This is a genomic window from Streptomyces sp. SJL17-4 (genome assembly GCF_036826855.1).
Taxonomy (GTDB): domain Bacteria; phylum Actinomycetota; class Actinomycetes; order Streptomycetales; family Streptomycetaceae; genus Streptomyces.
In genome coordinates, this window is sequence record NZ_CP104578.1 from 970,174 (window position 1) to 996,195 (window position 26,022).

A 26,022-nucleotide genomic window follows, 5' to 3' on the forward strand; every position below is an offset into this window, starting at 1 on the left:
CTGGAGGTTCAGCCCGCCATCGGCTCCACTTCGAGGAAGCGACGCCCGCGCGGCCCCTTGTACAGCAGGGCTTCCCAGCCGAGCCGCGCCAGGGCCGGTACGCACCCGCCGAGGGCCGTCGCCTCCTCCTGGGCGGCTCCCGAGCCCGCCGGGCCCAGCCACTCGACCACGGCCGTCTCCGGCCGGTCCCCCGGCCGGACGCGGTAACCGGTGGTGATCCGGGCTCCGGAGGCGTCCACGGCCGAAGGCGTGAGGCCGCCCGACTCCAGGGCGAGCGCCACCGCCCGGACCGGCTGCCGGCGCTCCCAGTCCGCAGGGACGGCCTGCGGGTCACCGCCGTCCTGGCGGTGGGTCAGCCGTCTGATCTGGAGCAGCCCGTCGAGCGCGGCCCGGACCTCCCTCGACCGCTGTTCGACGTCCGCCGGGGGCACCGGCGGGCCGTCCCCGGTGGCCGCCTCGAACGCGCCGCCGCCCCCGTGGCCCGCCGTCACCGCAGCCGCCTGATGTCACCCCGGACCCGGTAGAAGCCGCCCGCGGCCGCGTGCAGGGCATCGACCACGTACCGCGCGCCGGGCTCCCGGATCGCGCGCGGGAACTGCACGTTCCACGCGGAGTCGTAGCCCTCGGAGAGGACCCGGACCCGGGTCCTGCCCGACTCGTTCACGCACTCCACGACCACCGAACCGGCCGGGGCGACGCTGACGGTGGTGACGGCGGTGACGGTCGTCGCGGGCTCGTACACCGGCATGGCCGCGGCGAGCTTGACGTCCCGCGCGACCGGCACCGTACCGCCCTGGGCGGCCTGGATCGCCGCCTCGCTCGCGTCCACGCACACCAGCGAACCGTCCGTGGTCACCAGGTAGAGCCGCTCGTCGCGGTACTGCATGGAGAGCGCCGAGCCCCCTCCCGTACCGAGCTTCCACAGCCGCGTGCCGTCCTCCGCGAAGCAGTAGACGGAGGAGGCCGAGTCGGCCGCGAAGACGAACCGGCCGCCGGGCGAGGTGGCGCAGGAGTACACGGGGCTGTCGCAGGCGTAGACCGCCTCGACGCGCCCGTCCTTCTTGGCGAGCCGCTGGACCTTCTTGCGGGCCGTGCCCGCGTAGACGGCGGTGTCCTCCTGCCAGCCGAAGAGCACCCCGCCCTCGGTGGCCGTGTGCCACAGCTCGCCGCCGCCGTCCGGCGCGTGGGCGGCGACGCCCCGCGTGTCCCCGTAGTAGACGGCGTCCCCGTCGGCACGGACCATCCAGGCGTGCTCGCCCTGGCCGCCGCGCGCCCACTGGTGCTCGTCCTCGTGGTCGATGACGGTGAGCCGGCCCGAGCGGTCGGCGACGTGCAGGACGCCCTCGTGGATGTCGAGCCAGAAGATGTCGACGTCGGTGGCGATGTCGTACGCGGCGAAGGGCAGCTTCGACGACAGGTCGTACACCTTGCCGTCGTCACAGCCGGCGTAGATCCAGAAGTCGTCCGCGACCAGGCACTTGACGCCGTCCGGCAGGCTGAACCGGGCCTGCACCTCGCCGGAGCGGTCCAGCGTGAAGACGTCCCCCGCCTGGTTGCCGACCCAGCAGCGCTCCTCGTCGACGTGGATGCCGAAGGCGGCCGAACCGGTCCGGAAGCGCCACAGCACGGGAGCGACGGCGCGCGCGGTGGAGGGCGCGGAGGTCACCGCGCGGCGCGTCACGGCGCGGGCCGCCCGCTGTCCCCGGACAGCCGGGGCGTATCCCTTGCGGACCTTCTCCCCTATCTTCTTCGCCGCGGCCGCCTGTGCCTTCGCCGCCGTCGGGAACGTGGAGCTCTGCGTCTGGCCCGCCGTCCCGATCCGGCCGTAACGGACCGACACCGCGAGGTCCGCCACGGTCACTTCGTAGAACTTGTGGGCGCCGCCGTCGTCCTGCGACAGCTCCAGATAGGTCGTCGTCATGGTGAGAACGGTAGGGGCACCCACTGACAACGGCCCCCGGTGAAGCCTTGGCCAAGGGACCTAAGTCCCGGACATTCGGGACGTTCGTCGCGGCATTCCGGACATACACCCCTGTGACGATGGTTTCTGAAGATCATCCGACGTGCCGTCACCTCAGGAACGGCCGGAAGGGCCTCATGACCGAGTACCAGAAACGGCCCCTGCCCGTCCGTGCGCGCCGACACGCGGACGGCATACCGATGGACGACCTCTTCCGGTCGGACGCCACCCCTCGACCGACCACCGCCCTGCCCGGGACCACGGTCCTGACGAAGGGTCGGGCCGAGCCCGACCCCGACCCCCAACTCGCAGGCTCCTCGGAGCCCTCGGCGCCCTCGGAGCCCTCACCGCCCTCCGGAGCGTCAGAGGCGACCTCCACACCGCTCCCCCGTCGTCCCCCGCCCGTCGACCCCGACCTCAAGGAACGCCCCGGGCCCGCCGTCCCCGGCTGGGTGGCCGTCCTGACCGGGCTCACCGCACTCACCGGCATCGCCACCACGCTCCGGGCCCGACCGCTCCGCGAGATCGAGTTGCTGCCCTGGGAATGGGCCGCGCTCGCGAGCTGTGTCGTCGTCGCCGTCGTCTCCTTCGGCGGCCTGACCCGCGGGCGGACCGGCGCCGCCTGGGTGCTCTCGCTCTTCGGCCGCTACCGGGGCAGCGTCCGCCGCACCGGTCTCGTCTGGATCAGCCCCTTCGTGTTGCGCCGCCGGATCGACGTACGTCTGCGGCACTGGCGCGGTGAACCCATCGCCGTCGTCGACGCCGAGGGTTCGGCGCTGCGCGTGGTGGTCCTGGTCGTGTGGTCGGTACGGGACACGGCTCGCGCGCTGCTCTCCGTCGACGACCATCTCGGGTATCTGCGCGAGCAGGTGGAGGCGGCCGTCGCGCGGGTGCTCTCGCGGCTGCCCGCCGACGCCTTCCGGGGCGACACGCCGACGCTGCGGGACGCCGAGGCCGTCGGCGACGCGCTGACGCGCATGCTCGCCGCCGAGTGCCGGCCGGTCGGCATCGCCGTCTTCTCCGCCCAGCCGACCCGGATCGAGTACGCCCCCGAGGTCGCCGCCGCCATGCGACGGCGACAGATCGCCGTGCTTGACGCCAAGCACCGGGACTCCGTCCTCACCGGCGTGATCGACGCCGTCGACGACACCGTGACCCGGCTGACCGCACGAGGGCTCGTCGAGCTCGACGACTTCGAACGCCAGGCCCTGGTCAAGGACTTGACCGTGGCCTTCTACACCCGGAGCGGCAGCCCGGCCGACCCCCGTCAGGAGCGATGAGGAACGTGGACACCCCCATGGCCACCGCCGACGCATACACCGCCGAAGCGAACTCCGAGCCCGCATTCACCGACGAGGCCGACACCGCCCTCACCAACACCGACCCCGCGTTCACCGCCCCCGCGTTCACCGACGAGATACCGCCGGACTGCGCCTGCGCGGACTGCGCCGACTCCGGTCGGCGTGCGGCCACGGACGGTTCACACCCCATGGCGACCCTGTACGGGATGCGCCGCGTGGTCGTCGCGACCGTGGGCGCGGTCGCCCTGGCGGGTTCGGCGGCGGCACCGGCCGCCGCCGAACCCGCCCCGGCGCACGCCGGTTGGGACGGCTCGAAGTACTGGTTCCGGAACGCGGCCGGCGAATGGCGCTGGACCAGCCACGCCGCGACCTACCGGCAGCACACCGGAGCGTCGGCCGCCACGTCCGCCGGGGGTGGGAGCCGGACCGGTGAGCCCGTCTTCCGGGGGCGGCAGGGCTGGGACGCCCAGGACAGGGTCTACTGGTTCACGTCCCGCGGTCACTGGTACTGGACCAGCCACGCCGGGAAGTACCGGCAGCGGACGGGCCTCTCCGGCGGCACCTCCCAGCCGTCCAAGCCATCGGAACCGTCACAACCGTCGAAGCCCGCCGCGCCGTCCGGCTCCTCCCGTGGCTGGACGGCGCCGGTCTCCTCGTACGTCTACACCGGCTTCTACGGGCAGCGCGGTGCCTGGTCGAAGGGCTATCACACGGGGCAGGACTTCGCCGTGCCGACGGGGACGACGGTCCGCTCGGTCGGTCCCGGCCGGGTCGTGACGGCCGGGTACGGCCGCTCGTACGGTTACGAGGTGGTGATCCGTCACCCGGACGGCCGCTACTCCCAGTACGCCCATCTCTCCCGTATCGACGTGTCGCCCGGTCAGAGCGTGTCGGCCGGGCAGCGCATCGCGCGGTCGGGTGCGACCGGGCGGGTGACGGGTCCGCATCTGCACTTCGAGGTGCGGACCACGCCGTACTTCGGATCGGACATCAACCCGCTGGCCTATCTGCGCGGCCACGGTGTACCCGTGTAGCGGCCCCACACGTCGTGCCGGCCACCGCGGTTGCTCAGGCCTCGACCGGGTCCGGCGTCCCCGCCCGGGGGTTCTCCTTGATCGTGATCCGGCCCTTGCGGATCGTGGCGAGGCGGGGCGCCCGGCGGGCGATCGCGCTGTCGTGGGTGACCATGACGAAGGTCAGCCCGTGTTCCTTCCAGAGCCCTTCGAGCAGCTCGACGATCTCGTCGCGCATGGACTCGTCGAGGTTGCCGGTGGGTTCGTCGGCGAGCAGCACCTTCGGACGCTTCACGAGCGCTCGGGCGATCGCCACCCGCTGCTGCTGACCGCCGGAGAGCTCGGACGGCAGATGGCCGCTGCGTTCGCCGAGCCCGACCGACTCCAGGGCCTCGGCGGCCCGGCTCCGCCGCTCGGCGGGCTTGACGTCGAGCGGGACAAGCGCGGTCTCCACGTTCTCCTGGGCGGTGAGCGTGGGAATGAGGTTGAAGCTCTGGAAGACGAAGCCGATGTTCTGGCCGTGGACCGCGGTCAGCTTGCGCTCGGGAAGCGCGGCGAGGTCGGTGCCGTCGAGCAGGACCTGGCCCGAGGTGGGCCGGTCGAGGCCGCCGAGCATCTGGAGCAGCGTCGACTTGCCGCCGCCCGTGGGCCCTTGGATGACCAGCCGGTCGCCCTGGGCGAGAGTGAGGTCGACCCCGGCGAGCGCGTCGACTCTCTCCTGCCCCCGCCGGTACTGCTTGGTGACACCGATGAGTTCGTACATGGTCCAACTCCTGTGGTACGTGGGTGGGTTCGGGCCTGCTACTCGACGCGACGCAGCGCGTCGGCGGGGCGCAGCCGCGAGGCGCGCCAGGCGCCGAAGGCTCCCGCGACGAGGCCGCCGCCGAGGGCGAGGAGGACGGCGAGACCCACCGTGGTGACGCTGACGGGCGCGGTGAGGGCGATGTCGACGGTCTTGCCGGCGGCCGTTTCGCCGGGGCCGCCGCCGATGAGCATGCCACCGCGGCCGCCCCCGCGACCGCCGAACATGCCGCCGGTCGGGCCGAGTTCGGCGGTGAGGGTCGGGCTGACGGCGGTCACCGCGTACGCGCCGGCCAGGCCGAGCGCGATGCCGAGGGCGCCGCCGATGAAGCCGTTGACGAGGGCCTCGCCGACCACCTGACGGGTGACGCGGCCGCTCTTCCAGCCGAGCGCCTTGAGGGTGCCGAACTCACGGACCCGGCGGGTGACGGCGGAGGAGGTGAGGAGACCCGCGACGAGGACGGCGGCGAGCAGCACGGCGTACGAGAGCCATCTGCCCACGTTCGAGGCGAGGTTGGCGGCGGTGTCGAGCGAGCCGGAGACCGTCTGGGCCAGGTCGGCCGAGGTGGTGACGGTGGTGCCGGTGACGTTCTTCTGGATGGCGGCCTTGACCGCGTCGATCCTCGTCGAGTCGGTCGCCTTCACATAGATCGTGGTGATCTTGGCCGCGGAGGACGAGAGTGTCTGCGCCTGCTTCAGCGGCAGATAGACCTGGGCGGCGGACTGGCCGCGGTCGGCGGTCGCGATGCCGATGATCTCGAACTTGACGTTCTTCACGGTCAGTTCGTCGCCGACGGCGAGGTCCTTCTCCTGGGCGTAGGCGCTGTCGACGACGGCGACCTTCGCGTCGGTCTCGGTCTCCTTGAAGGTACGGCCCTGGGAGACGGTGGAGGTGGTGAGGGGGCCGAGGTCGGGGGCGGTGACGTCGGTGCCGTAGAGCGTGAAGGAGTCGACGTCGAAGGCCGCGCCGCCCCCGGTGACGGTGTCACCGGGGCCGGAGCCGCCGCCGTTGCCCCCGGTGCCGCCGCTGTTGCCGCCGGTCTCGGCGCCCGGCTGGCCCGGCTGGGTCTGGCCGCGCTGGATCCGGCCCCGCGCGAACTCTCCGTTGATCTTCAGGTTGACGAGGCTGAGTCCGCCCACCGCGCGGTCGACACCCGGCTGTCCGGCGACCGTGGCGACGGTGGAGTCCGCGAGGGTCTGGAAGCCCTGGACCATCAGCCGGTCGCTGCTCTGTTCCTCGCCCTCCTCCTTGCCCTGGAACTCGAACCGGGGGCGCTGCGGCGACGCACCGTCCGCGGGCCGTTCCTGCGCCTTGGTCACCGTCAGGTCCGTACCGAGGCCGTAGAGGGACTCGAGAACCTTGCCCTGGGCCTGATTCATGCCGGAGGACACGGAGTTGACGACGATGACCAGCGCGATCCCGAGCGCGAGCCCGGAGGCGACGACGAGCGCCGCCCTTCTGCGACGGCGCAGTTCGCGCCGGAGGTAGGTGAAGAACATGGGCGTGAAGTTAGGGGCGGCGTGTGATGACGGGATAAGGCCGGCGTGAGAGCGGGATGAGAGTCATCGATCTCCTGTACGCACGGGGCCCGGTGATGGCAGGGTCGGCGGCATGTCGAACAGCAGCGCATGGACGCGGATGGGCCCGGTGACGGCACTCTTGGACGCCACCGGGCTGTTCTTCAAATCGGCGCGCGACGCCTTCCCCGGGGCGGTCGCGGCGGACTGGGCGGCCGCCACGGCCCTCCACCCCGGTGCGGTCGGGCCCGACGGCGCGTGGCGGCTGGACTTCCGCTGCTTCGCCGTCGCCGATCCGGACGGTTCGGGCTGGACGCTGATCGACGCGGGCGTGGGCCCCGCCGAGGGGCCCGGGGCGCCCTGGTGCCCCGTACCCGGCCGCCTTCCGGACGTCCTCGCACGGGCCGGGATCGACCGGGCGGACGTCCACACCGTCGTGCTGACGCATCTGCACGAGGACCACACCGGCTGGGCCGCCGACGCCGCCGGCCGGCCCTTCTTCCCGGAGGCCCGGTACGTCGTCCAGCGCGCGGAGACCGCCGCCCTCGACCGCCTCGACCCGGTGTGGGACTGGGTGGTGGAACCGCTCCGCGCGGCAGGGCAACTGCACGAGGTCGACGGCAGGCACCGACTGCGCCCGGGTGTCACGCTGTTGCCCACCCCCGGGCACACCCCCGGCCATCAGTCCGTCCTGGTCGAACGGCCGGACGGCCGGGACGTCCTGGTCACCGGCGATCTCCTCGTCCACGCCGTGCAGCTCGCCGCGCCCGCCGTGGCCTACGCCCACGAGCGCGACCCGGCCACCGCCCGGACCTCCCGCGAGGAACTGCTCGCGCGGGCCGCCGACACCGGGGCGGTCCTCGCGACGGCCCACCTGACCAGGCCGTTCGTCGACGTCCCGGGGAGGCCCCCAGGGGTGTGACGCCGGCCGCGGAGCGCCGCCTGGTGAGCTCCCGTCGTCGGGCCGTGCACGGATGTCGGCCGCCGCGCCCCCGCCGACCCCGTGCACGGACGTCGGCCGCCGCGCCCCCGCCGACCCCGTGCGCGGACGTCGGCCGCCGCGCCCCCCGACGGGGCCGCGGACGGTCCCTCCGTCAGACCTCAGACCCCCGTCACCGCGGCGTACGCCAGGGGGTCGGCCAGGACGTCGTGGAGGACGAGGGCCGCCGCGCCCCGGGAGGCGTCGGTGGCGGCGGAGGCGGGACGCAGGCGGCCCGCCTCCGGGGTCCAGAGGCCGGAGACGACGCGGTCGGAGAGCTCCTCGGTCAGCGCGGGCACGAGCCACGGCATCAGCTGCGGGTAGATGCCGCCGAGGACGACCGCCTCGGGGTCGAGGAGGTTCACGGCCCCCGACAGGGCGCGCCCCAGCATCTTGCCCGCCTCGGCGAGCGCGGCGAGGGCCCGCGGGTCCCCCGCTCCGGCGCGGTCCGTCAGCTCGGGGACGCCGTCGGCCCGCGCCGCCGCGAGGAGCGCGGCCTGGCCCGCGTACTGCTCCAGACACCCTCGCGAGCCGCAGCGGCAGCGAGGGCCGTCGGCGTCGACGACCAGGTGGCCGATCTCGCCGGCGAAGCCGTGCGCGCCGCGCAGGAGTTCGCCGTGGACGACGATCGCGCCGCCCACGCCGATCTCCCCCGTCAGGTGCAGAAAGGTGCGGAGGTCGCCGAGCGTGCCGAACCACAGCTCGGCGAGGGCCGCCATGTTGGCCTCGTTGTCGGAGGTCAGGGGGAGGCCCGCGGTGCCGGGGCGCAGCGCGGTGAGGGCCTCGCCGAAGAGGCGCTCGGCGTCGGCCTCGTACCAGCCGAGGTTGGGTGCCTGCCGTACGGCTCCACCGGAGACGAGGCCCGGCAGGGCGAGTCCGGCGCCCGCCGGGGCGAGGCGCCGTGCGGCGGCCGTGTCGAGGACATCGGCGGCGACCCGGGCGGCGCGGGCCAGTACCTCGGGGGCGCCGGCGGCACGGTTGTCGAGACGCTCGGTGCGGCGGACACGGTCGGTGCCGGTGAGGTCGACGACGCAGACCGTCACGTAGTCGACGTTGATCTCGACGCCGAGTCCGGCGGGACCGGTGTCCGCGGGTTTCAGGACGGTGCCCGGTCGTCCCGCCTGCCCGCTGAACGTCTTGCCCGATTCGACGAGGAAGCCCAGTTCGAGGAGCTGCTCGACGAGGGAGGAGACGGCGGGCCGGGTGAGTCCGACGCGGGCGGCGACGGCCGCCCGGGTGGTCTCGCCCGCGTCGTGGACGGTCCGCAGGACGAGACTCAGGTTGTGCCGGCGCACGCCCGACTTGTCGGCCTTGGGTTCCGTGGGCTGGTTCATGGTGAGCGCGAGCCTAGCCGCCCCTTTCGCTCACCCGAAAAACAGCTCCGCCAGCGGCCGGCCGCACCGCCCGCCCGCCCGCTCGCCCGCCTCAAACAGTTCAGTCACCGAACTCTTCTGTACTAGGGTCATGACCATGACGCTTCCGCGTGACTACCGCGGCCAGACCTGCGCCCTCGCCCGCTCCATGGAGATCGTCGGCGAGCGCTGGACGCTGCTGATCCTGCGCGACGCCTTCCACGGGGTCCGCAGGTTCGGGGAGTTCGCCGCGCACCTGGGCGTGCCCCGGGCCGTGCTCACCGACCGGCTCACCACCCTCACCGGGGCGGGCGTCCTGGAGCGCCGCCCCGAACCGGGAACGGGCCGCCGCGAGGTGTACGGGCTCACGCCCAAAGGCGTCGCCCTCTGGCCCGCGGTCCGCGCGCTCACCGCCTGGGGCGAGGAGTTCCACGCGGCGGACGGCGGCCCCCGCCGCGTCTTCCTGCACGCTGAGGACGGTGCCCCGCTCGACGCGGACGGACGCTGTACGGGCTGCGGCACGGCCGTACCCGTAGCCGACGTCGTGGTCGCCCCCGGCCCGGGGCTCGCCCCTCCGGCCCCGGACGACGACCCGGTGACGGCCGCGCTCGCCCGGCCGCACCGGCTGCTCCAGCCCCTGCTCCAGCCCCTGCTCCGCCCCCCGCTCACCACCGCGCCCTCGGGGCGCCCCACGAGAGGTCCACAACGATGAAGATCCTGGTCGTCGGCGCCGGTGCCACCGGTGGCTACTTCGGCGCCCTGCTCGCCCGCGCCGGACAGGACGTCACCTTCCTGGTCCGCCCGGCCCGGGCGGCGGCGCTGCGCGAGCGCGGGCTGCGGGTGGTGGGCCGGGACGAGGAGTGGGTCCTCACGCCCCGCCTCGTGACGGCCGACACGCTGGACGCGCTCGGCTCCCCGTACGACCTCGTCCTGCTGTCGGTGAAGTCCACCGGCCTCGAGGCGGCGATCGAGGACATCGTTCCGGCCATCGGACCGGAGACGGCGATCGTGCCGCTCCTCAACGGTCTCGCCCACCTCGACGCCCTCAACGCCCGCTTCGGGACCTCGGCCGTCCTCGCCGGCGTGGCCAAGGTGGTCACCACGCTCGACGAGACGGGTGACATCCGGCGGCTCGCCCCGCTGGCCCATCTGACACTCGGCGAGCAGGACGGCACGGACTCCGCGCGCGCGGCGAAGTTCCGCGCGGTGCTCGAAGAGGCGGGCATCGCCTCGCCGAAGCCGGAGCACGCGGTCACGGCGATGTGGCACAAGTGGGTGTTCATCACGACCTTCGGCGCCGTGACGAGCCTGATGCGGGGCACGGTCGGCGAGGTGTACGACGCGCCGGGAGGTCCCGCCCTGGCCCCGGCGCTGCTCGACGAGGCGTCCTCGGTCGCCGCCGCGGCCGGGCACCCCGTACCGGAGGCGGAGCGGGCGACGACGCTCGCCGTGGTGGCCGCGCCGGGTTCGCCGATGGTGCCGTCCCTCTACCGCGACCTGGCGGCGGGGCGCCCGACCGAGGTCGAGCACCTCTTCGGCGACCTCACCACCCGCGCGCGTGCCTTGGGCGTCCCCACCCCGCTCCTGGACCTGGCGACCCTGCACCTGCGGGTGCACCAGCGGCGCGTCACGGCGGGGGCGGACGGCGGGGCCTGAGGGGAGGAGCGGGGCGGCCGGGGGGCGGGACGGCGGGGGCGGGAGTCGGGCATCGGGCATCGGTGTGGCCGCCGACAGGTCAGTCGGCCGGGCGTCGAGGGCTGGAGCCGGGCATCGGGCGTCCTGGCCGACAACCGGCCGGACGGGGCGCGGCCGCAACAGGGGTATCGCAGGCGGCGGTTCGCGGAGCCCGCTCCCCGGAGGAGGCTCCGAGTTGGACTCTTGTGCCACTTCTTGGATCCTCGGCGAAGCCCCTGGCACGCTCCCGGTCCGCTCACGATCATGACGTCATGAACGTGAACGTCGACACCTCGCTCCCCCTCGGCCTCGCCTGGCTGACCGCCCCCGCCGCCTGGTCCCGCGCCGACGGCGTCCTCACCGTCACGGCCGCCCCGCACTCGGACGCCTTCACTGACCCGGTCGGCGGGGCGGCGGCCCGGCGTGACGCCGCCGTGGCCCTGACCACGCCGCCGGACGGCGACTGGCAGCTCTCGGCCCGCCTTCGCGTCGACTTCCGGTCGGCGTGGGACGCGGGGGCCCTCTTCATCCGCTCCGACGACGACCACTGGGCCAAGCTCAACTTCGAGCAGGCGCCCGACGGAACTCCCAGCGTCTACTCCGTCGTGACCCGCGGCCGGTCCGACGACGCGCTCGCGGGCCCGGTCGCGGGAGACGCGCTGTGGCTGCGCATCAGCCGGATCGGGCGGGGCTTCGCCTTCCACGTCTCGGACGACGGCGCGTTCTGGCGCCTGGTACGGCAGTTCGCCCTGGACGGCCCCGGCCCCGTACGGGCCGGCATCGAGGTCCAGTCACCCGTCGGCGCGGGCTGCCGCGTCGACTTCGACGACATCCGCCTCACCCCGACGACCCTGGCCCACCTCTTCGACGGTCGGTGACAGCAACGTCGGCGTCGCGGCCGACAGGACCCCCGCGATGCGGTTCCAGGTCTCCTCGTCACGACCGACCGCGGGCAGGATCTCGCCCGCTCCCGTGCCCCAGGCCGTCGTCAGGGCCACCGGGTCCGCGCCGGTCACCGCGCCCGCCGCGAGGGCCGCGGCGCCCAGGGCCACGAGTTCGTCGGCGGCCGGGACGACCAGCGGGCGGCCGGAGAGTCTGCGGACGGTCTCGGTCCAGGCCCGGCCACGCGCCCCGCCCCCGATGAGGCGCAGCGGCCGGTCCCGTACGTCGGGGGCGGCCGGGTCGAGGCCACAGGCGGCGAGCAGGTGGTCGAGGGCGCGCAGCACCGTGAAGGCCGCGCCCTCGTAGGCCGCGCCGAGGATCGACCGCGGGTCCGTGCCGTGCCGCAGGCCGGTGACGAGCCCGGCGGCGTGCGGCAGGTCTGGGGTGCGTTCGCCGTCGAGGTACGGCAGCACGACGACTCCACCGCCTCCGCCTCCGCCGCTCCCACCGCTCCCGCCCGGCGACACGTCCTCCCGGTCCAGGCCCAGGAGCGCGGCGAACCGGTCCACGGCGAGCGTGCAGTTGAGGGTGCAGCCCAGCGGGAGGTACGTCCCGTCGGTGGCGGCGAATCCCGCGAGGCCCGGGTCCGCCGGGCGGGCGCGGGTCGCGGCGAAGACCGTGCCGGAGGTGCCGAGGCTGACGACCGGGTGGTCGAGGAGGCCCGCACCGCCGAGGCCGAGGCCGACCGCGGCGGCCATGTTGTCGCCGGTACCGGCGGCGACGACGACGGTACGGGGCAGCCCGAGGGCCTCGGCGGCGGCCGCGGTCAGGGTGCCCACGCGGCTGGCGCCGCCGGGTGCGACGGTGGGCAGCAGGGCCGGGTCGAGACCGATGAGGTCCAGGATCTCGGGGTCGTACGCACCGGGGTCGTACGCACCCGAGTCGTCCGTACCAGTGACCTCGCCCTCGGCTCCCTTCACGCCCCCGCCCTGAGCGCCCGCACCCCTCCCGTACCAGCACGTCCCCGAAGCGTCCCCCGGGTCGGTCACCGCGATTCCGGTGAGGCGCTCCGTGAGGTGGTCGTGCGGGAGGCGCACCCCCGTGACGGCCTCCGCACGTCGTGGTTCGTGCTCGCGCAGCCACTGCCACTTCGCGGCGGTCATGGACGCGACGGGCACGGAACCCGTGCGTTCCAGCCAGGCGCCGGGGCCGCCGAGGCGGGTGGCGAGGGCGGCGGCCTGCGGGGCGGAGCGGGTGTCGTTCCAGAGCAGCGCGGGGCGCAGCGGGCGTCCGTCGGCACCGAGGGTGACGAGACCGTGCTGCTGTCCGGCGACGGCGATGCCGGTGACGGCTCCGGCCGGGACGCCCGCGTCCCGCACCGCCGCGCGGACGGCCGTGACGAGTGCGGTCCACCACTCCTCGGGGTCGCTCTCGCGCGCGCCGGCGGAGCCGGTGACGGTGTGCGGGGCGCGGCCGACGGCGAGGAGTTCGCCGGTGTCGGCGTCGACGGCCACGGCCTTGGTGGACTGCGTGGAGCTGTCCACGCCGATCACGACGGAGCGCCTCGTGGGCACGTCCTCACCTCTTCCCTGTAGTGGGTCACCGTAGGTCGCCATGGGAGCCGATTCGCGGCTGGGGCTGGCGCCCGGTGTGTCCATCCCGTATTAGTTATCTCAGAAAACAAATCCCGAGAGCAAGAGAAGGACACACCATGCCGGAGCTCTTCGCCCCCACCCCCGAGGACCGCTTCACCTTCGGCCTGTGGACCGTCGGCTGGCAGGGCCGCGACCCGTTCGGCGAGGCCACCCGCCCGGCCCTCGACCCGGTCGAGTCGGTCGAGCGGCTCGCCGCGCTGGGCGCGTACGGCGTCACCTTCCACGACGACGACCTGATCCCCTTCGGTACACCGGACGCCGAGCGCGACGCGATCGTCAAGCGCTTCCGGGCCGCGCTCGACCGCACGGGACTCGCGGTGCCGATGGCCACCACGAACCTCTTCACCCACCCCGTCTTCAAGGACGGCGGGTTCACCGCCAACGACCGGGACGTACGCCGCTTCGCCCTGCGCAAGACCCTCCGCAACATCGACCTGGCCGTCGAACTCGGCGCCACCACGTACGTCGCCTGGGGCGGCCGGGAGGGCGCCGAGTCCGGCGCGGCGAAGGACGTCCGGGTCGCGCTCGACCGGATGAAGGAGGCCTTCGACCTGCTCGGCCAGTACGTCACCGAGCAGGGCTACGACCTGCGCTTCGCCATCGAGCCCAAGCCGAACGAGCCGCGCGGCGACATCCTGCTGCCCACCATCGGGCACGCCCTGGCCTTCATCGAGCGCCTGGAGCGCCCCGAACTCGTCGGCGTGAACCCGGAGACGGGCCACGAGCAGATGGCCGGACTCAACTTCCCGCACGGCATCGCCCAGGCGCTCTGGGCGGGCAAGCTCTTCCACATCGACCTGAACGGCCAGTCCGGCATCAAGTACGACCAGGACTTCCGCTTCGGTGCGGGCGATCTTCGCCAGGCGTTCTGGCTGGTGGACCTGCTGGAGACGGCCGGTTACGAGGGCCCGCGCCACTTCGACTTCAAGCCGGTGCGCACGGACGGCTTCGACGGCGTCTGGGAGTCCGCGAAGAACTGCATGCGCAACTACCTGATCCTCAAGGAGCGCGCGGCCGCCTTCCGCGCCGACCCGGACGTCCAGCAGGCGCTGGCCGCCTCCCGGCTGCCCGACCTCGCCGTCCCCACGGCCGCCGACGGCCTCGCGGCGCTGCTCGCCGACCCCACGGCGTACGAGACCTTCGACCCGGACGCGGCGGCGGCCCGCTCGATGGCCTTCGAACACCTCGACCAGCTGGCCCTGGAGCACCTGCTCGGCGTCCGCTGACGCCCGCGCCGCTGGGAGGTCGGCGCCCGGGGAGGCCAGTGCCCGGGGAGGCGAGCGCCCGGGGAGGTCAGTGCCCGGCGAGTGTCGAGCGGCGGACGACCAGTTCCGGCTGGAGCACCACGTGTTCGTGCCGGTGGTCGGCCGCCCGCTCGCCGGTCTCGTCCAGGAGCAGCTCGGCGGCCTTGGCGCCGAGCGTCAGCGCCGGCTGACGTACCGACGTCAGGGGTACGGTCGCGGCCGCCGCGAACTCGATGTCGTCGTAGCCGACGATGGCCATGTCCTCCGGGACCCGGACGCCCGCCGCGTACAGGGACTGGAGCACGCCGAGGGCCAGCAGGTCGTTGGCGCAGAAGACGGCCGTCGGGCGGTCGGCGAGGCCGAGCAGTCGGGCGCCCGCGTCGCGCCCCGAGGCCACGTCGAGGCGCTCGGCGGGGAGTTCGCGGAGCGCCGAGGCGGGCAGTCCGGCCTCGGCGAGGGCGAGCAGCGCGCCCTCGCGCCGGTCACGGATCTGCCGGAGGTGGGACGGGCCGCTGACGTACGCGAAGGAGCGGTGTCCCGTCGCGGTGAGGTGCCGGATCGCCAGCGAGCCGCCGACGACGTCGTCGACGGAGACCGAGCAGCCGGCGTCGTCGCCCGCCACCCGGTCGACGAGCACGGACGCGATGCCGTGGCGGCGGAACTCGCCCAGGTTCGCGCCGCTGGGGTCGGCGGGGGTGACGAGGACGCCCCGGACGCGCTGCTCGGCGAAGAGGGAGAGGTAGTCGGCCTCGTTCCGAGCGCTCTGGTCGCTGTTGCAGACCATGACGCCCAGACCGGCAGCCCGTGCGGTGCGTTCGGCGCCCCGGGCGATGTCGACGAAGAAGGGGTTGCCCATGTCGAGGACGAGCAGCGCCATGATCCGGCTGCGGCCGGCCCGCAGCTGGCGGGCGGACTCGCTGCGCACGTAGCCGAGGCGGGCGATGACCCGCCGTACGTGTTCGAGCGTCGCGGGCGAGACCCGGTCCGGCTGGTTGATCACGTTCGAGACGGTGCCGACGGAGACTCCCGCCTCGCGCGCCACGTCCTTGATGCCGACGTTCCCGACCGTCCGCGCGGTGTCCGTCATCCGTCCCACCTGGTTTGTCCCGCCCCTGCCGCCCCGTCCGGGCGAGGTCCCGCCCCGGTTTTCATCCTATGCGGCCGCGCTGAGGCGGGCCGTCGGCCGACGCCCCTCACGCGAGGTGGATGACCTCGGGCAGCGGGCGCATGGCGGCATGTCCTGGCGACGTCGGTGGCGACGTCTGTGGCGACGTCTGTGTCGACGTCTGGGGTGACGTCTGGGGTGACGTCGCGTCCGGCCGGCGGCTGATACGACGAGGGAGCGGCCGCACCTGTCAGGTGCGGCCGCTCCCCGGGGGTGGACTCCAGGGGTGGACTCTAGGCCGATTCCCTCCGGACCAGCTGCGTCGGCAGGATCACCGTCGCCGGGTCCTCGCCCGCTATCCGGGCGAGCAGCGTCCGTACCATCTCGGTGCTGATCCGGTCCCAGGGCTGGCGGATGGTGGTCAGCGAGGGGCGGGAGGACAGGGCCGCCGGGGAGTCGTCGAAGCCGCCCACGGCGATGTCCTCGGGGACCTTCCGGCCCGCACGGGCGAGGGCGTCGAGGACGCCCTGCGCCATCAGGTCGGAGGCGACGAAGACGGCGTCGATGTCCGGGGCGCGCTCCAGGAGGGCGCGGGCCGCTTCCTCGCCGCTGGCCCGGCTGTAGTCCCCGGTGGCGATCAGCGTCTCGTCGGCGGGCAGCCCGAACTCGGCGAGTGTCTCGCGGTATCCGGCGAGGCGCTCGACCCCGCCGGGGGTGTCGAGCGGGCCGGTGACGGTGGCGATCCGGCGCCGTCCGGAGGCGTACAGGTGGCGGACCATGTCGCGGGCGCCGTCGCGGTCGTCGGCGGCGACGTAGCCGATCCTGGCGGTCTGGCCGAGCGGCTTGCCGCAGGCGACGACGGGGACGCCGGCCTCGTGCAGCCGGGCCACCACGGGGTCGCCGGAGTGGCTGGAGACGAGGAGGACGCCGTCGACGTGGCCGGCCTCGATGTAGCGGAGGTTGCGGCGCCGTTCGTCCTCGGTGCCCGCGATCATCAGGAGGAGCGGGATGTCCTGGGCCGCGAGCGCCTGGGTGCAGGCGCGGAGCAGCACGTTGAAGTTGGGGTCCTCGAAGAACCGCTCCTGGGGTTCGGTCAGGAGGAAGGCGACCGAGTCGGACTTGCCGGTGATCAGTGAGCGGGCGTGCCGGTTGACGACGTAGCCCGTTCTGCGGATCGCGGCGTCCACGGCGGCCTTGGCCGTCGGGCTGACGTAGTGGCCGCCGTTGAGGACACGGGAGACGGTGCCGCGCGAGACCCCGGCCTCGCGGGCCACGTCGTGGATGGTCGCCGGGCGGCGCCTGCTCGCTGCTGTGCTCATGCTGTGTGTTTCCCCTCGATCCCCTGTGCTCAGGACTTTACGGCGCCGGACAGCAGGTCGAGGCTCCAGAAGCGCTGGATGACGAGGAACAGGGCGATGAGCGGGGCGATGGCGAGGAGCGCGCCGGTGATCACCAGGGTGTAGAGGGAGGGTTGGGAGGCGCCCTGCTTGAGGAGGGTGAACAGGCCGACGGTCATGGGGAACTTCTCGTCGTCGCCGAGCATGATGAAGGGCAGCAGGAAGTTGTTCCAGATGGCGACGAACTGGAAGAGGAAGATCGTCACCAGGCCCGGGGACATCATGGGGACGGCGATCCGTACGAAGAGCCGCCACTCGCCCGCGCCGTCCATGCGGCCGGCCTCGACCAGCTCCATCGGGATGGCGGCCTCGGCGTAGATGCGGCCGAGGTAGACGCCGTACGGGGAGAGGATCAGCGGCAGCAGCACCGAGGCGTAGGTGTCCGTCAGGTCGGCCTCGGCCATCAGCAGGTACTGCGGGATGGCGAGGATGACCGGGGGCATGAGGACGCCGGTGAGCATCACGTTGAAGAAGGCCTCGCGGCCGCGGAAGCGGTAGATCGCGAGGGCGTAGCCGGCCAGCGCGGAGACCACGGTGGACAGGACGGCGCCGAGGCCCGCGTAGAACACGGAGTTGAGCATCCAGCGCCAGTAGATGCCCTCGCGGTACGCGGTGAGGTCGCCGACGTTGTCGGCGAGGCCGCCGCCGGGCAGGAACGTGAAGGTGGAGAAGAGTTCGTCGTCGGGCTTGGTGGCGGCGACCACGACCCAGGCGACGGGCAGCAGGCAGTAGAGCGCGCCGAGGACCAGGGCCGCCGTGGGGAGCAGCGCGGTGCGGCGGGGGCGCGGAGGGGCCTGGGGGACGCCGGGGGTGCTGCCGGCTGCCGGGGCTGCCTTGCGCAGCGGAGGGGAGGCGAGCCCGGTCATCGGACGGCTCCTTGCGTGGTGCGGCGGTTGGAGATCCTGAGCAGGGCGAAGGAGAGCGCGAAGGTGGCGAGGGCGAGGACCACGGCGGTGGCCGAGGCGGCGTAGATGTTCCCGCCGGTGAACGCGTCGCTGTAGACCTTCATGAGGGGGCTCCAGGTGGAGGGGATGCCGTTGGTGAGCGGCTTGAGCGTCATGGGCTCGTTGAAGACCTGGAGGGTGGCGATGATCGAGAAGAAGAAGGTGAGTACCAGGGAGGGCACGACCATCGGGATCTTGATGCGGAGCGCGATCTGGAGCTCCGAGCAGCCGTCGAGCTTGGCCGCCTCGTACACCTCGCCGGGCAGGGAGCGCAGCGCGGTGTAGATGACGATCATGTTGAAGCCGGTGCCGCCCCAGACGGCGATGTTCGACATCGCGAGGTAGAGCGGTCCGCCGTCCATGAGGTCGGGCTGCGGCAGGCCGAACTTGTCGAGGAGGAAGTGGAAGGGGCTGACGTCCGGGAGGTAGAGGAAGCCCCAGAGCACGGCCGCGATGACGCCGGGGACGGCGTACGGCAGGAAGATCGCGAGCCGGGCGAAGGAGCGGGCCCGGACGCGCTCGGAGTCGAGCAGGAGCGCGAAGAAGAGGGCGAGGCCGAGCATGACGGGGACGACGATGGCGCCGTAGCCCAGGACGCGCAGGGCGCTGGCGGCGAGTTCGGAGTCGGTGAGGGCCGAGGTGTAGTTCTCCAGGCCGGCCCAGACCTCGGACTTGGCGCCCTTGCCGAGGCCGAGACCCTTGATCTCGACCTTGTGGAAGCTGAGCCACACGGCGTAGCCGATGGGCAGGGCGAAGAAGAGGACGAAGAGGACGGCGGCGGGGAGGAGGAAGCCGTACGGGGCCGCCTTGACCCCGTACGACCGGCGCGCGCCCTTGGGGGGCTGCGTCACTTGGCGACCTCGAAGCCCTGCTTCTCCAGGTCCGCGACGGTGGCGGACTGTACGGCGGAGAGGGCGGTGCCGAAGGCGGCCGAGGTCTTGGCCTTGGCGGCCTTGCCGAACTCGTCCTTGAAGACGGTGTAGGCCACGTTGACGTTGGGGCCCCAGGCGGCCGGCGCGGTGGTCTTCGCTATCTCGGCGGCGCGGGTGTAGAAGTCGGGCTGGTTGGCGAAGTAGTCGGGGGCCTTGGAGAGGGCGCCGCTGGTCTGGGCGGCGGTGGCGGCCGGGTAGATGCCGCTCTCCTTGACGAGGGCGGCGAGGGCGACCGGGTCGGTGTTCAGCCAGGTGGCGAACTGGGCGGCGGCCTTCTTGTGCTTGGAGTCGGTGGTGACGGCGGTGGAGGAGCCGCCCCAGCTGCCGGTGGAGGAGCCGCCCTCGGTCCACTGCGGGAGGGGGGCCATGGCCCACTTGCCCTTGGTGTCGGGGGCGGCGGTGGTCAGGGTGCCGGGGGCCCAGACGGCGGAGACCCAGGCGAGCTGCTCGCCGGTGTTCATGGCCTTGTTCCAGGAGGGGGTGTACATCGGCTGGTTGTCGATGGCGCCCTCGGCGACCAGGCCGCCCCAGAAGTCGGAGACCTTCTTGGTGGCGGCGTCGTCGATGCCGACCTTCCAGGTGTCGCCCTCGAAGGTCCACCACTTGGCGCCGGCCTGCTGGGCGAGTCCGGCGAAGAGGCCGGAGTCGTTGGCGGAGAAGGTGGTCAGCGACTGCTTCGGGGCCTTCTTCTTGAGGTCGCGGGCGGTGGCGGCGAACTCGTCCCAGGTGGTGGGGACGGAGAGGCCGTACTTCTTGAAGAGGTCCTGGCGGTAGAAGAACATCAGCGGTCCGGAGTCCTGCGGAAGGGCGTACACGCCGTCGCCGCCGAAGGTGGTCTGCTGCCAGATGCCGGGCGCGAACTTGTCCTTGACGCCCGGGACATCGGAGGCGATGTCGGCGAGGGCGTCGTTGGAGACCAGGGTCGGCAGGGCCTGGTACTCGGCCTGGACGAGGTCGGGGGCCTTGTGTGCCTTGGCGGCGGTGATGATCTTGGTGACGAGGTCGTCGCCGGAGGCCTGCTTCTGCACCGTGACCTTGATGTCGGGGTGTTCGGCGTTCCAGAGGGCCACGACCTTGTCCATGCCGGGCGCCCAGGCCCAGTAGGTCAGCGAGACGGGGCCGGACGCCGCCGCCTCGTCGCCGGAGTCGGAGGATCCACAGGCGGTGAGCGCGGTGGCGCCGAGGAGGACGGCGGTGGCGGCGGCGAGGCTGCGGCGCGTGATGTGAGGCATGGGGTGCTTCTCCCTGACCGAAAAAGGGGCCTCTCCCCAGAGCGGAAAGGCCGGTCATGCATCTGTGAGCGTTCACAGTAGAGAAACGTTCCGGACACTTGTCAATGGTTGTTCGTGTGCGGTTATGTTGCGTTGCCACATCGAGATCGACCGTGTGCACGTTCACAGTGATCCAGAGCTTTCATCGTTCGAGGTTTCAGGAGAGACTCATGCCGCAGACCACTCCCAAGGGCCTGCACCGGCTCGCGTTCGGCGGGGACTACAACCCCGAACAGTGGCCGGAAAGCGTCTGGCAGGAGGACGTCCGGCTCATGCGGGAGGCCGGCGTCACCATGGTGAGCGTCGGGATCTTCTCCTGGGCCCTGCTCGAACCGGAGCCGGGCCGGTACGACTTCGGCTGGCTCGACCGGCTCCTCGACCTGCTCCACGAGCACGGCGTCCGCGTCGACCTGGGCACACCGACCGTGGCGCCGCCCGCCTGGTTCTACCGGGCGCACCCCGAGGCACTGCCCGTCACCGCCGAGGGCACGCGCTTCTCGTACGGCTCACGCGGGGCGATCTGCCACAGTTCCACCGCCTATCGCACGGCCGCCGCGGGCATCACCACCGAGCTGGCCCGCCGCTACGGCAGCCACCCGGCGCTCGCGCTCTGGCACGTCCACAACGAGTACGGCGTCCCGGTCAGCGCCTGCTACTGCGACAACTGCGCCGCCCATTTCCGCCGCTGGCTCGACGACACGTACGGCTCGGTGGAGGCCGTGAACGAGGCCTGGGGCACCGCCTTCTGGGGACAGCGCTACGGCTCGTACGAGGAGATCGACCCGCCCCGGGTCACCCCGACCGTCGGCAACCCGGCCCAGCAGCTCGACTACCGGCGCTTCGCCGACGCCACCATCCGGGAGAACTTCCGGACGGAACGGGACATCCTGCACGAGCTCGCGCCCGGCATCCCCGTCACCACCAACTTCATGACCGCGCTCAGCCAGTGCGACTCCATCGACTACTGGGCCTGGGGCCGCGAGGTCGACCTCGTCACCAACGACCACTATCTGATGACCGACGGCCGCCGCACCCACGTCAACCTGGCCATGACCGCCGACCTCACCCGCTCCGTCGCCGGCGGCGCGCCCTGGCTGCTCCTGGAGCACTCCACGTCGGGCGTGAACTGGCAGGCCCGCAACCCGGCCAAGCGCCCCGGCGAGATGGGCCGCAACTCCCTCGCCCATGTCGCCCGCGGCTCCGAGGGCGCCATGTTCTTCCAGTGGCGCCAGTCCCGGCGCGGCGCCGAGAAGTTCCACTCGGCGATGGTCCCGCACGGCGGCACCGACACCCGGATCTGGCGCGAGGTCGTCGCCCTCGGCGCCGGCCTGGAGGCCCTGGAGGAGGTACGCGGCACCCGGACCGTCCCGGACGTCGCCATGCTCTGGGACTGGCACTCCTGGTGGGCCCAGAACCTGGAGTGGCGGCCGAACGCCGCCCACGACGCCCGCGAGCGCGCCGACAGCTTCTACGAGACCCTCTACGACCGGCACCTCACCGTCGACTTCGCCCACCCCGAGGCCGACCTCTCCGCCCACCCGCTGGTCGTCGTCCCCGCGCTCTACCTGATGACCGAGGCCGCCGGGCAGAACCTCCGCGAGTACGTCGAGAACGGCGGGACGCTCGTCGTCTCGTACTTCTCCGGGATCGTCGACGAGCACGACGCCGTCCACCCCGGCGCCTACCCGGGCGCCCTGCGGGACGTCCTCGGACTCACCGTGGACGAGTGGTCTCCGCTCCTGGACGACCAGCGCGTACGGATCACCGGACCGGACGGCGGCTCGCTCACCGGCGACGTGTGGACCGAGTTCGTCCGGCCGCGCGGCGCCGAGACCGTGTGGACGTACGCCGACGGGCCGGCCGCGGGCGGGCCCGCGGTGACCCGGCACCGGCTCGGGCGGGGCACCGCCTGGTACGTCTCCACCCGGCTGGACGCGGCCTCGCTCGACGCGATCGTGGCCGCCGCGTGCGAGGACGCGGGAGTCGCGGCGCGCCCCGGCCTGCCTCGTGACGTGGAGGTCGTGCGGCGTGCCGGGGAGGGCGGGGAGTACGTCTTCGCCCTGAACCACTCCGCCGAGGACGTCGAGGTGCCGCTCGACGGCTCCGGGACCGAACTGCTCGGCGACGCCTCGGCCGGGGCCGGGATCCCTGTCGACGGCAAGCTCACCGTCCCGGCCGGCGGCGTCAGGGTCGTACGCCTCGACGCCTGACCGCACCACCCACTCCCCCGGCCTGCCACCGGGGGCCCCGGATCTCCCCGGGGGCGGCAGCGCCCCGCTGCGCCGCCCCCGGGTGAGCCGCACCACCCGCACCACCGGCACCACCCGTTTGGGACGCACCACCCGCACCACCCGTCAGGAACGCACCACTCTCCTCATCCGCCACCGTCGAAGGGACTCGACGATGCACCTCACCCCCACCAGAAGCCGCATCCGGCTGCGCGCCGCGGCCGTCGCCGCCGCGCTCGGCGCCCTGCTCCTCGCCCCGCTGCCCGCCGCGCAGCAGGCCGAGGCCGCGGCCACCCTCACCAACGCCGGGTTCGAGAGCGACGCCACCGGGACCGCCACCCCGGCCGGCTGGTCGACCTACTCGGCCGCCGGACAGAACGCCGCCTCGTTCACCGAGGCCGGGGGCCGCAGCGGCGGTTACCGCCTGAGCCACTGGTCGGCGTCCGCGTACAAGGTCGAGACGTACCAGTACCTCTCCGGGCTCGCCAACGGCACGTACACGCTGAGCGCCTGGGTGCGCTCGGGCGGCGGGCAGAACGCCGCCTACCTCGCCCTGCGCAACTGCGGGTCCGCCGAGCAGCGCACCGATCTTCCGGTGACCTCGTCCGGCTGGATACGCATCGTCACCCCCGTCACGGTGACCGGAGGCGCCTGCACCATCAGCATCAACTCGGATGCCAAGGCGGGCAATTGGCTGAACGTCGACGACCTGACGTTCACGGCGGGATCGACCGGTCTCGCGGTCAAGGGCGTCGACGTCTCCTCGCTCAAGAAGAGCGAGGACCTCGGCGGCACGTACCGTACGAGCGCCGGAACCACCGGTGACCCGGTCGCGATCCTGAAGAACGCGGGTGCCAACTACGGCCGTCTGAAGGTGTGGGTGAACCCGGCCGACGGCTACAACAACAAGGCCCGCGTCCTCGCCACCGCGCAGCGGATCAAGGCCCAGGGCATGAAGCTGCTCGTGGACTTCCACTACTCCGACATCTGGGCCGACCCGGGCGCCCAGAGCAAGCCCGCCGCCTGGCAGGGCCACTCGTACACGCAGCTCAAGACCGATGTCCACAACCACACGTACGACGTCCTCAACGCCCTGAAGGCGCAGGGCACCACGGCCGACATGGTGCAGATCGGGAACGAGATCAACACCGGGATGCTGTGGCCCGAGGGCTCGACGAGCAACTGGTCTCAGCTGGCGGGTCTGCTCAACTCCGGTATCTCCGCGGCCAAGGCGGTCTCGTCGAACACCCAGATCGCGCTGCACCTCGCGAACGGCGGCGACAACGCCCTGTACCGCACCTGGTTCGACAACGCGACCGCTCAGGGCGTGAGTTACGACGTGATCGCGTTCTCGTTCTACGGCTACTGGCACGGCGCCCTGTCCTCGCTCCAGGCCAACCTGGACGACATCTCGGCCCGTTACGGCAAGAAGGTGATGGTCGCCGAGACCGCGTACCCCTTCCGTCTGGACAGCGAGGACAGCCACGAGAACATCATCGACCTGTCGAGCGAGCTGGTCCCCGGCTACCCGGCGAGCGCGGCCGGCCAGTCCGCCTGGCTGCGGGACGTCATGAACGTCGTCGAGGCGGTCCCGAACGGCCGCGGCCTCGGTGTCTTCTACTGGGAGCCGGCCTGGACGGCCGTCACGGGCAACGGCTGGGACCCGACCGACTCCTCGTCCGGCAACGGCTGGGAGAACCAGGCCCTGTTCGACTACGACAGCAAGCTGCTGCCGGCGGCGAACTGGCTCGCCCACCGCTGATCTGACGACCCACGCGTGAAGGGGCGGGCTCCCCCAGGAGCCCGCCCCTTCGGTCTGTCCTCTACCACTCGGCGAGCGAGCCGTCGTCGCGCCGCCAGGCCGGGTTGCGCCAGCGGTGGCCGACCTCGGCGGCCCGCTCGACGGCCTTCGCGTCGACCTCGATCCCGAGACCGGGTCCGGTGGGCAGGCCCACGTGCCCGTCCTCGTACCGGAAGACCGACGGGTCGACGAGGTAGTCCAGCAGGTCGGAACCGGTGTTGTAGTGGATGCCGAGGCTCTGTTCCTGGATCAGCAGGTTCGGTGCGGCGAAACCGACCTGGAGGCAGGAGGCGAGGGCGATCGGGCCCAACGGGCAGTGCGGGGCGAGGGAGACGTCGTACGCCTCCGCCATCGCGGCGATCCTGCGCACCTCCGAGATGCCGCCGGCGTGCGAGAGGTCCGGCTGGGCCACCGCGATGCCCTGGTCGAGCACCTTCTTGAAGTCCCAGCGGGAGTAGAGGCGTTCGCCGGTCGCGATGGGGACGGAGGTGGAGCGGACGATGTCGCCGATGTGGTCGCTCATCTCGGGGACGACCGGCTCCTCCACGAAGAAGGGGAGGTACGGCTCCAGGAGCGGGAGGACCCGGCGGGCCATCGGGGCGGTGAGCCGGCCGTGGAAGTCGATGGCGATGTCGAACTCGTCGCCGACGGCCTCCCGGATCGAGGCGACCCGGTCCACGATCCCGTGGACGGCGGCGGGGGTGTCGATGAGCCGCAGCTGGGCGGAGGCGTTCATCTTGATCGCGGTGAAGCCCTCGTTCTTCCGGGCCAGGGCCTCGGAGGCGACCTCGTCGGGACGGTCGCCGCCGATCCAGCTGTAGACGCGGGCGCGGTCGCGGACGTTGCCGCCGAGCAGCTGCCAGACGGGGACGCCGAGGGCCTTGCCCGTGATGTCCCAGAGGGCCTGATCGATGCCGGCGACCGCGCTGGAGAGGACGGGGCCGCCGCGGTAGAAGCCGCCCTTGGTGAGGACCTGCCAGTGGTCCTCGATCTTCATCGGGTCCTGGCCGATCAGGTAGTCGGAGAGCTCGTCGACGGCGGCGGCGACGGTGTGGGCGCGGCCCTCGACGACGGGCTCGCCCCAGCCGGTGATGCCCTCGTCGGTGTCGATGCGCAGGAAGCACCAGCGCGGGGCGACGAGGTGGGTACGCAGGGAGGTGATCTTCACTTGGAGTCCTTCTTCACGGTCCAGCCGCCGTCGACGACCAGGTTGGTTCCGGTGATGTAGGCGGCGTCGGCGGAGGCGAGGAACGCGACGGCCGCGGCGACCTCCTCGGGCCTGCCGAGCCGGGCGAGCGCGGTGGCGTCGGCGGAGAGCCGGCGCCCCTCCTCGTCGACGTCGTTCCAGACGTCGGTGAGGATCGGGCCGGGCAGCACGGAGTTGAAGCGGACGTCGGGCCCGTACTCGACGGCGAACTGGCGGACGAGCGCGCACATGCCGCCCTTGGCGGCGGCGTACGCGGGATAGCCCGGCAGGCCGAAGTCGGCGTGCACGCTGGAGGTGGCGACGAGACTGCCGCGCTCGGCGCGCAGGTCGTCGAGGAAGGTGCGGGTGGCGAGGTAGAGGGACCGCAGGTTGACGGCCATCTCCCGGTCCCAGGTGGCGACGGGGAGGTCGTGGGCGGCGGCCGGGGTGTGGGTGAAGGCGTTGCTGTGGAGGATGCCCACGGGGCCGAAGCGGGCGTGTGCCTCGGCGCGGAGGGCGGTCCAGTCCTCCTCGGAGGAGACGTCGCAGCGTACGTAGGCCGCGCGGCCGCCGTCGGCGCGGATCGCGGCGGCGACGGCCTCGCCGGCCTCGTCGGCGATGTCGGAGACGAGCACGGCGGCGCCCTCGGCGGCGAGTCGGGCGGCGCTGGCCGCGCCGATGCCGGAGGCGGCGCCGGTGACCACGGCGTTCTGCCCGGAGAAACGGTTCATGAGGTGTGGATTCCTGTGTGGTGGTACGGAGTTGGGGATGCCCGGCGG

21 protein-coding genes and 1 pseudogene are annotated in these 26,022 nt (G+C 72.7%); 9 read left to right on the plus strand and 13 right to left on the minus strand.

What is annotated here, in order from left to right:
* Window positions 1-8: 8 nt before the first annotated feature.
* Window positions 9-491, minus strand: a complete 483-nt coding sequence (locus tag N5875_RS04175; RefSeq protein ID WP_338491910.1) for a hypothetical protein — start codon at window positions 489-491, stop codon at window positions 9-11.
* Window positions 488-1,921 carry a WGR domain-containing protein gene (locus N5875_RS04180; protein WP_318209280.1) on the minus strand — a complete coding sequence of 478 codons (1,434 nt, stop codon included), beginning with the start codon at window positions 1,919-1,921 and terminating at the stop codon, window positions 488-490. Before N5875_RS04180 ends, N5875_RS04175 begins: the two co-directional genes overlap by 4 nt.
* Before the next feature lie 446 nt (window positions 1,922-2,367).
* Here N5875_RS04180 and N5875_RS04185 point away from each other — a divergent pair.
* A pseudogene (locus N5875_RS04185) lies at window positions 2,368-3,240 on the plus strand (SPFH domain-containing protein); the annotation flags it as partial.
* Entirely contained in the window at window positions 3,237-4,295 is a 1,059-nt protein-coding gene (locus N5875_RS04190) for a M23 family metallopeptidase (protein WP_338491911.1), read from the plus strand. The pseudogene N5875_RS04185 and the gene N5875_RS04190, both read left to right, overlap by 4 nt.
* A gap of 34 nt (window positions 4,296-4,329) precedes the next feature.
* Here the strand turns inward: N5875_RS04190 and N5875_RS04195 are convergent, their stop codons facing one another.
* Both N5875_RS04195 and N5875_RS04200 read right to left on the minus strand, forming a co-directional pair.
* Complete coding sequence (locus N5875_RS04195; RefSeq protein WP_338491912.1) at window positions 4,330-5,037, minus strand: ABC transporter ATP-binding protein; 708 nt, start codon at window positions 5,035-5,037, stop codon at window positions 4,330-4,332.
* Between the two features lie 38 nt (window positions 5,038-5,075).
* A complete protein-coding gene (locus N5875_RS04200; protein WP_318209284.1) occupies window positions 5,076-6,575 on the minus strand; it encodes an ABC transporter permease in 1,500 nt (499 codons plus the stop codon).
* Window positions 6,576-6,687: 112 nt separating this feature from the next.
* Between N5875_RS04200 and N5875_RS04205 the strand changes: the two genes are divergently transcribed.
* Entirely contained in the window at window positions 6,688-7,515 is an 828-nt protein-coding gene (locus N5875_RS04205; protein ID WP_338491914.1) for an MBL fold metallo-hydrolase, read from the plus strand.
* 179 nt (window positions 7,516-7,694) lie between these two features.
* On the opposite strand, the gene N5875_RS04210 is transcribed toward N5875_RS04205, so the two are convergent.
* Window positions 7,695-8,906: an ROK family transcriptional regulator gene (locus N5875_RS04210; RefSeq protein WP_338491916.1), complete on the minus strand. Its 1,212-nt coding sequence runs from the start codon at window positions 8,904-8,906 to the stop codon at window positions 7,695-7,697.
* A 136-nt stretch (window positions 8,907-9,042) separates the two neighbouring features.
* Here N5875_RS04210 and N5875_RS04215 point away from each other — a divergent pair, with 136 nt between their 5' ends.
* The 3 genes from N5875_RS04215 to N5875_RS04225 all read left to right on the plus strand — a co-directional run bounded on the left by N5875_RS04215 (window position 9,043) and on the right by N5875_RS04225 (window position 11,476).
* A complete protein-coding gene (locus tag N5875_RS04215; protein WP_338491917.1) occupies window positions 9,043-9,636 on the plus strand; it encodes a helix-turn-helix domain-containing protein in 594 nt (197 codons plus the stop codon).
* Window positions 9,633-10,580, plus strand: a complete 948-nt coding sequence (locus N5875_RS04220; protein ID WP_338491919.1) for a ketopantoate reductase family protein — start codon at window positions 9,633-9,635, stop codon at window positions 10,578-10,580. The genes N5875_RS04215 and N5875_RS04220 overlap by 4 nt, the downstream gene beginning before the upstream one ends.
* 290 nt (window positions 10,581-10,870) lie before the next feature.
* Complete coding sequence (locus N5875_RS04225; protein WP_338491922.1) at window positions 10,871-11,476, plus strand: DUF1349 domain-containing protein; 606 nt, start codon at window positions 10,871-10,873, stop codon at window positions 11,474-11,476.
* Here N5875_RS04225 and N5875_RS04230 read toward each other — a convergent pair.
* On the minus strand, window positions 11,390-13,054 hold the full coding sequence (locus tag N5875_RS04230) for an FGGY family carbohydrate kinase (protein ID WP_338491924.1): 1,665 nt from the start codon (window positions 13,052-13,054) through the stop codon (window positions 11,390-11,392). The two genes, N5875_RS04225 and N5875_RS04230, sit on opposite strands and share 87 nt — an antisense overlap.
* 137 nt (window positions 13,055-13,191) lie before the next feature.
* On the opposite strand from N5875_RS04230, the gene xylA reads away from it, so the two are divergent.
* A complete protein-coding gene (xylA, locus tag N5875_RS04235) occupies window positions 13,192-14,361 on the plus strand; it encodes a xylose isomerase (protein ID WP_318209291.1) in 1,170 nt (389 codons plus the stop codon).
* 67 nt (window positions 14,362-14,428) lie between these two features.
* On the opposite strand, the gene N5875_RS04240 is transcribed toward xylA, so the two are convergent.
* The 5 genes from N5875_RS04240 to N5875_RS04260 all read right to left on the minus strand — a co-directional run bounded on the left by N5875_RS04240 (window position 14,429) and on the right by N5875_RS04260 (window position 19,989).
* Window positions 14,429-15,466 (minus strand): LacI family DNA-binding transcriptional regulator, encoded by a 1,038-nt coding sequence (locus N5875_RS04240; RefSeq protein WP_338491927.1) that lies wholly within the window; start codon window positions 15,464-15,466, stop codon window positions 14,429-14,431.
* Between the two features lie 311 nt (window positions 15,467-15,777).
* On the minus strand, window positions 15,778-16,803 hold the full coding sequence (locus N5875_RS04245; protein ID WP_338491930.1) for a LacI family DNA-binding transcriptional regulator: 1,026 nt from the start codon (window positions 16,801-16,803) through the stop codon (window positions 15,778-15,780).
* 29 nt (window positions 16,804-16,832) lie between these two features.
* Window positions 16,833-17,747, minus strand: a complete 915-nt coding sequence (locus tag N5875_RS04250; RefSeq protein ID WP_318209294.1) for a carbohydrate ABC transporter permease — start codon at window positions 17,745-17,747, stop codon at window positions 16,833-16,835.
* The gene (locus tag N5875_RS04255) at window positions 17,744-18,676 is read right to left on the minus strand and encodes a sugar ABC transporter permease (RefSeq protein WP_318209295.1); all 933 of its coding nucleotides are present in this window, start codon (window positions 18,674-18,676) and stop codon (window positions 17,744-17,746) included. Before N5875_RS04255 ends, N5875_RS04250 begins: the two co-directional genes overlap by 4 nt.
* A complete protein-coding gene (locus tag N5875_RS04260) occupies window positions 18,673-19,989 on the minus strand; it encodes an extracellular solute-binding protein (protein ID WP_318209296.1) in 1,317 nt (438 codons plus the stop codon). The genes N5875_RS04255 and N5875_RS04260 overlap by 4 nt, the downstream gene beginning before the upstream one ends.
* A gap of 209 nt (window positions 19,990-20,198) precedes the next feature.
* On the opposite strand from N5875_RS04260, the gene N5875_RS04265 reads away from it, so the two are divergent.
* On the plus strand, window positions 20,199-22,238 hold the full coding sequence (locus N5875_RS04265; protein ID WP_338491932.1) for a beta-galactosidase: 2,040 nt from the start codon (window positions 20,199-20,201) through the stop codon (window positions 22,236-22,238).
* A gap of 193 nt (window positions 22,239-22,431) precedes the next feature.
* Window positions 22,432-24,018: an arabinogalactan endo-1,4-beta-galactosidase gene (locus N5875_RS04270; RefSeq protein WP_338499085.1), complete on the plus strand. Its 1,587-nt coding sequence runs from the start codon at window positions 22,432-22,434 to the stop codon at window positions 24,016-24,018.
* Window positions 24,019-24,079: 61 nt separating this feature from the next.
* Here N5875_RS04270 and dgoD read toward each other — a convergent pair whose 3' ends face one another.
* Together dgoD and N5875_RS04280 are read right to left on the minus strand one after the other, a co-directional pair.
* Window positions 24,080-25,225: a galactonate dehydratase gene (gene dgoD / locus N5875_RS04275; RefSeq protein WP_318209299.1), complete on the minus strand. Its 1,146-nt coding sequence runs from the start codon at window positions 25,223-25,225 to the stop codon at window positions 24,080-24,082.
* Window positions 25,222-25,974: an SDR family oxidoreductase gene (locus N5875_RS04280; protein WP_338491933.1), complete on the minus strand. Its 753-nt coding sequence runs from the start codon at window positions 25,972-25,974 to the stop codon at window positions 25,222-25,224. Before N5875_RS04280 ends, dgoD begins: the two co-directional genes overlap by 4 nt.
* Between the last annotated feature and the right edge of the window lie 48 nt (window positions 25,975-26,022).

Coding starts and splice junctions, on each gene's coding strand:
- N5875_RS04225 (WP_338491922.1), top strand. CDS start 10,871: ATGAACGTGAACGTCGACACCTCGCTCCCCCTCGGCCTCGCCTGGCTG.
- N5875_RS04250 (WP_318209294.1), bottom strand. CDS start 17,747: ATGACCGGGCTCGCCTCCCCTCCGCTGCGCAAGGCAGCCCCGGCAGCC.
- xylA (WP_318209291.1), top strand. CDS start 13,192: ATGCCGGAGCTCTTCGCCCCCACCCCCGAGGACCGCTTCACCTTCGGC.
- N5875_RS04260 (WP_318209296.1), bottom strand. CDS start 19,989: ATGCCTCACATCACGCGCCGCAGCCTCGCCGCCGCCACCGCCGTCCTC.
- N5875_RS04205 (WP_338491914.1), top strand. CDS start 6,688: ATGTCGAACAGCAGCGCATGGACGCGGATGGGCCCGGTGACGGCACTC.
- N5875_RS04210 (WP_338491916.1), bottom strand. CDS start 8,906: ATGAACCAGCCCACGGAACCCAAGGCCGACAAGTCGGGCGTGCGCCGG.
- N5875_RS04265 (WP_338491932.1), top strand. CDS start 20,199: ATGCCGCAGACCACTCCCAAGGGCCTGCACCGGCTCGCGTTCGGCGGG.
- N5875_RS04240 (WP_338491927.1), bottom strand. CDS start 15,466: ATGACGGACACCGCGCGGACGGTCGGGAACGTCGGCATCAAGGACGTG.
- N5875_RS04215 (WP_338491917.1), top strand. CDS start 9,043: ATGACGCTTCCGCGTGACTACCGCGGCCAGACCTGCGCCCTCGCCCGC.
- N5875_RS04200 (WP_318209284.1), bottom strand. CDS start 6,575: ATGTTCTTCACCTACCTCCGGCGCGAACTGCGCCGTCGCAGAAGGGCG.
- N5875_RS04245 (WP_338491930.1), bottom strand. CDS start 16,803: ATGAGCACAGCAGCGAGCAGGCGCCGCCCGGCGACCATCCACGACGTG.
- N5875_RS04270 (WP_338499085.1), top strand. CDS start 22,432: ATGCACCTCACCCCCACCAGAAGCCGCATCCGGCTGCGCGCCGCGGCC.
- N5875_RS04190 (WP_338491911.1), top strand. CDS start 3,237: ATGAGGAACGTGGACACCCCCATGGCCACCGCCGACGCATACACCGCC.
- N5875_RS04180 (WP_318209280.1), bottom strand. CDS start 1,921: ATGACGACGACCTATCTGGAGCTGTCGCAGGACGACGGCGGCGCCCAC.
- N5875_RS04220 (WP_338491919.1), top strand. CDS start 9,633: ATGAAGATCCTGGTCGTCGGCGCCGGTGCCACCGGTGGCTACTTCGGC.
- N5875_RS04280 (WP_338491933.1), bottom strand. CDS start 25,974: ATGAACCGTTTCTCCGGGCAGAACGCCGTGGTCACCGGCGCCGCCTCC.
- N5875_RS04195 (WP_338491912.1), bottom strand. CDS start 5,037: ATGTACGAACTCATCGGTGTCACCAAGCAGTACCGGCGGGGGCAGGAG.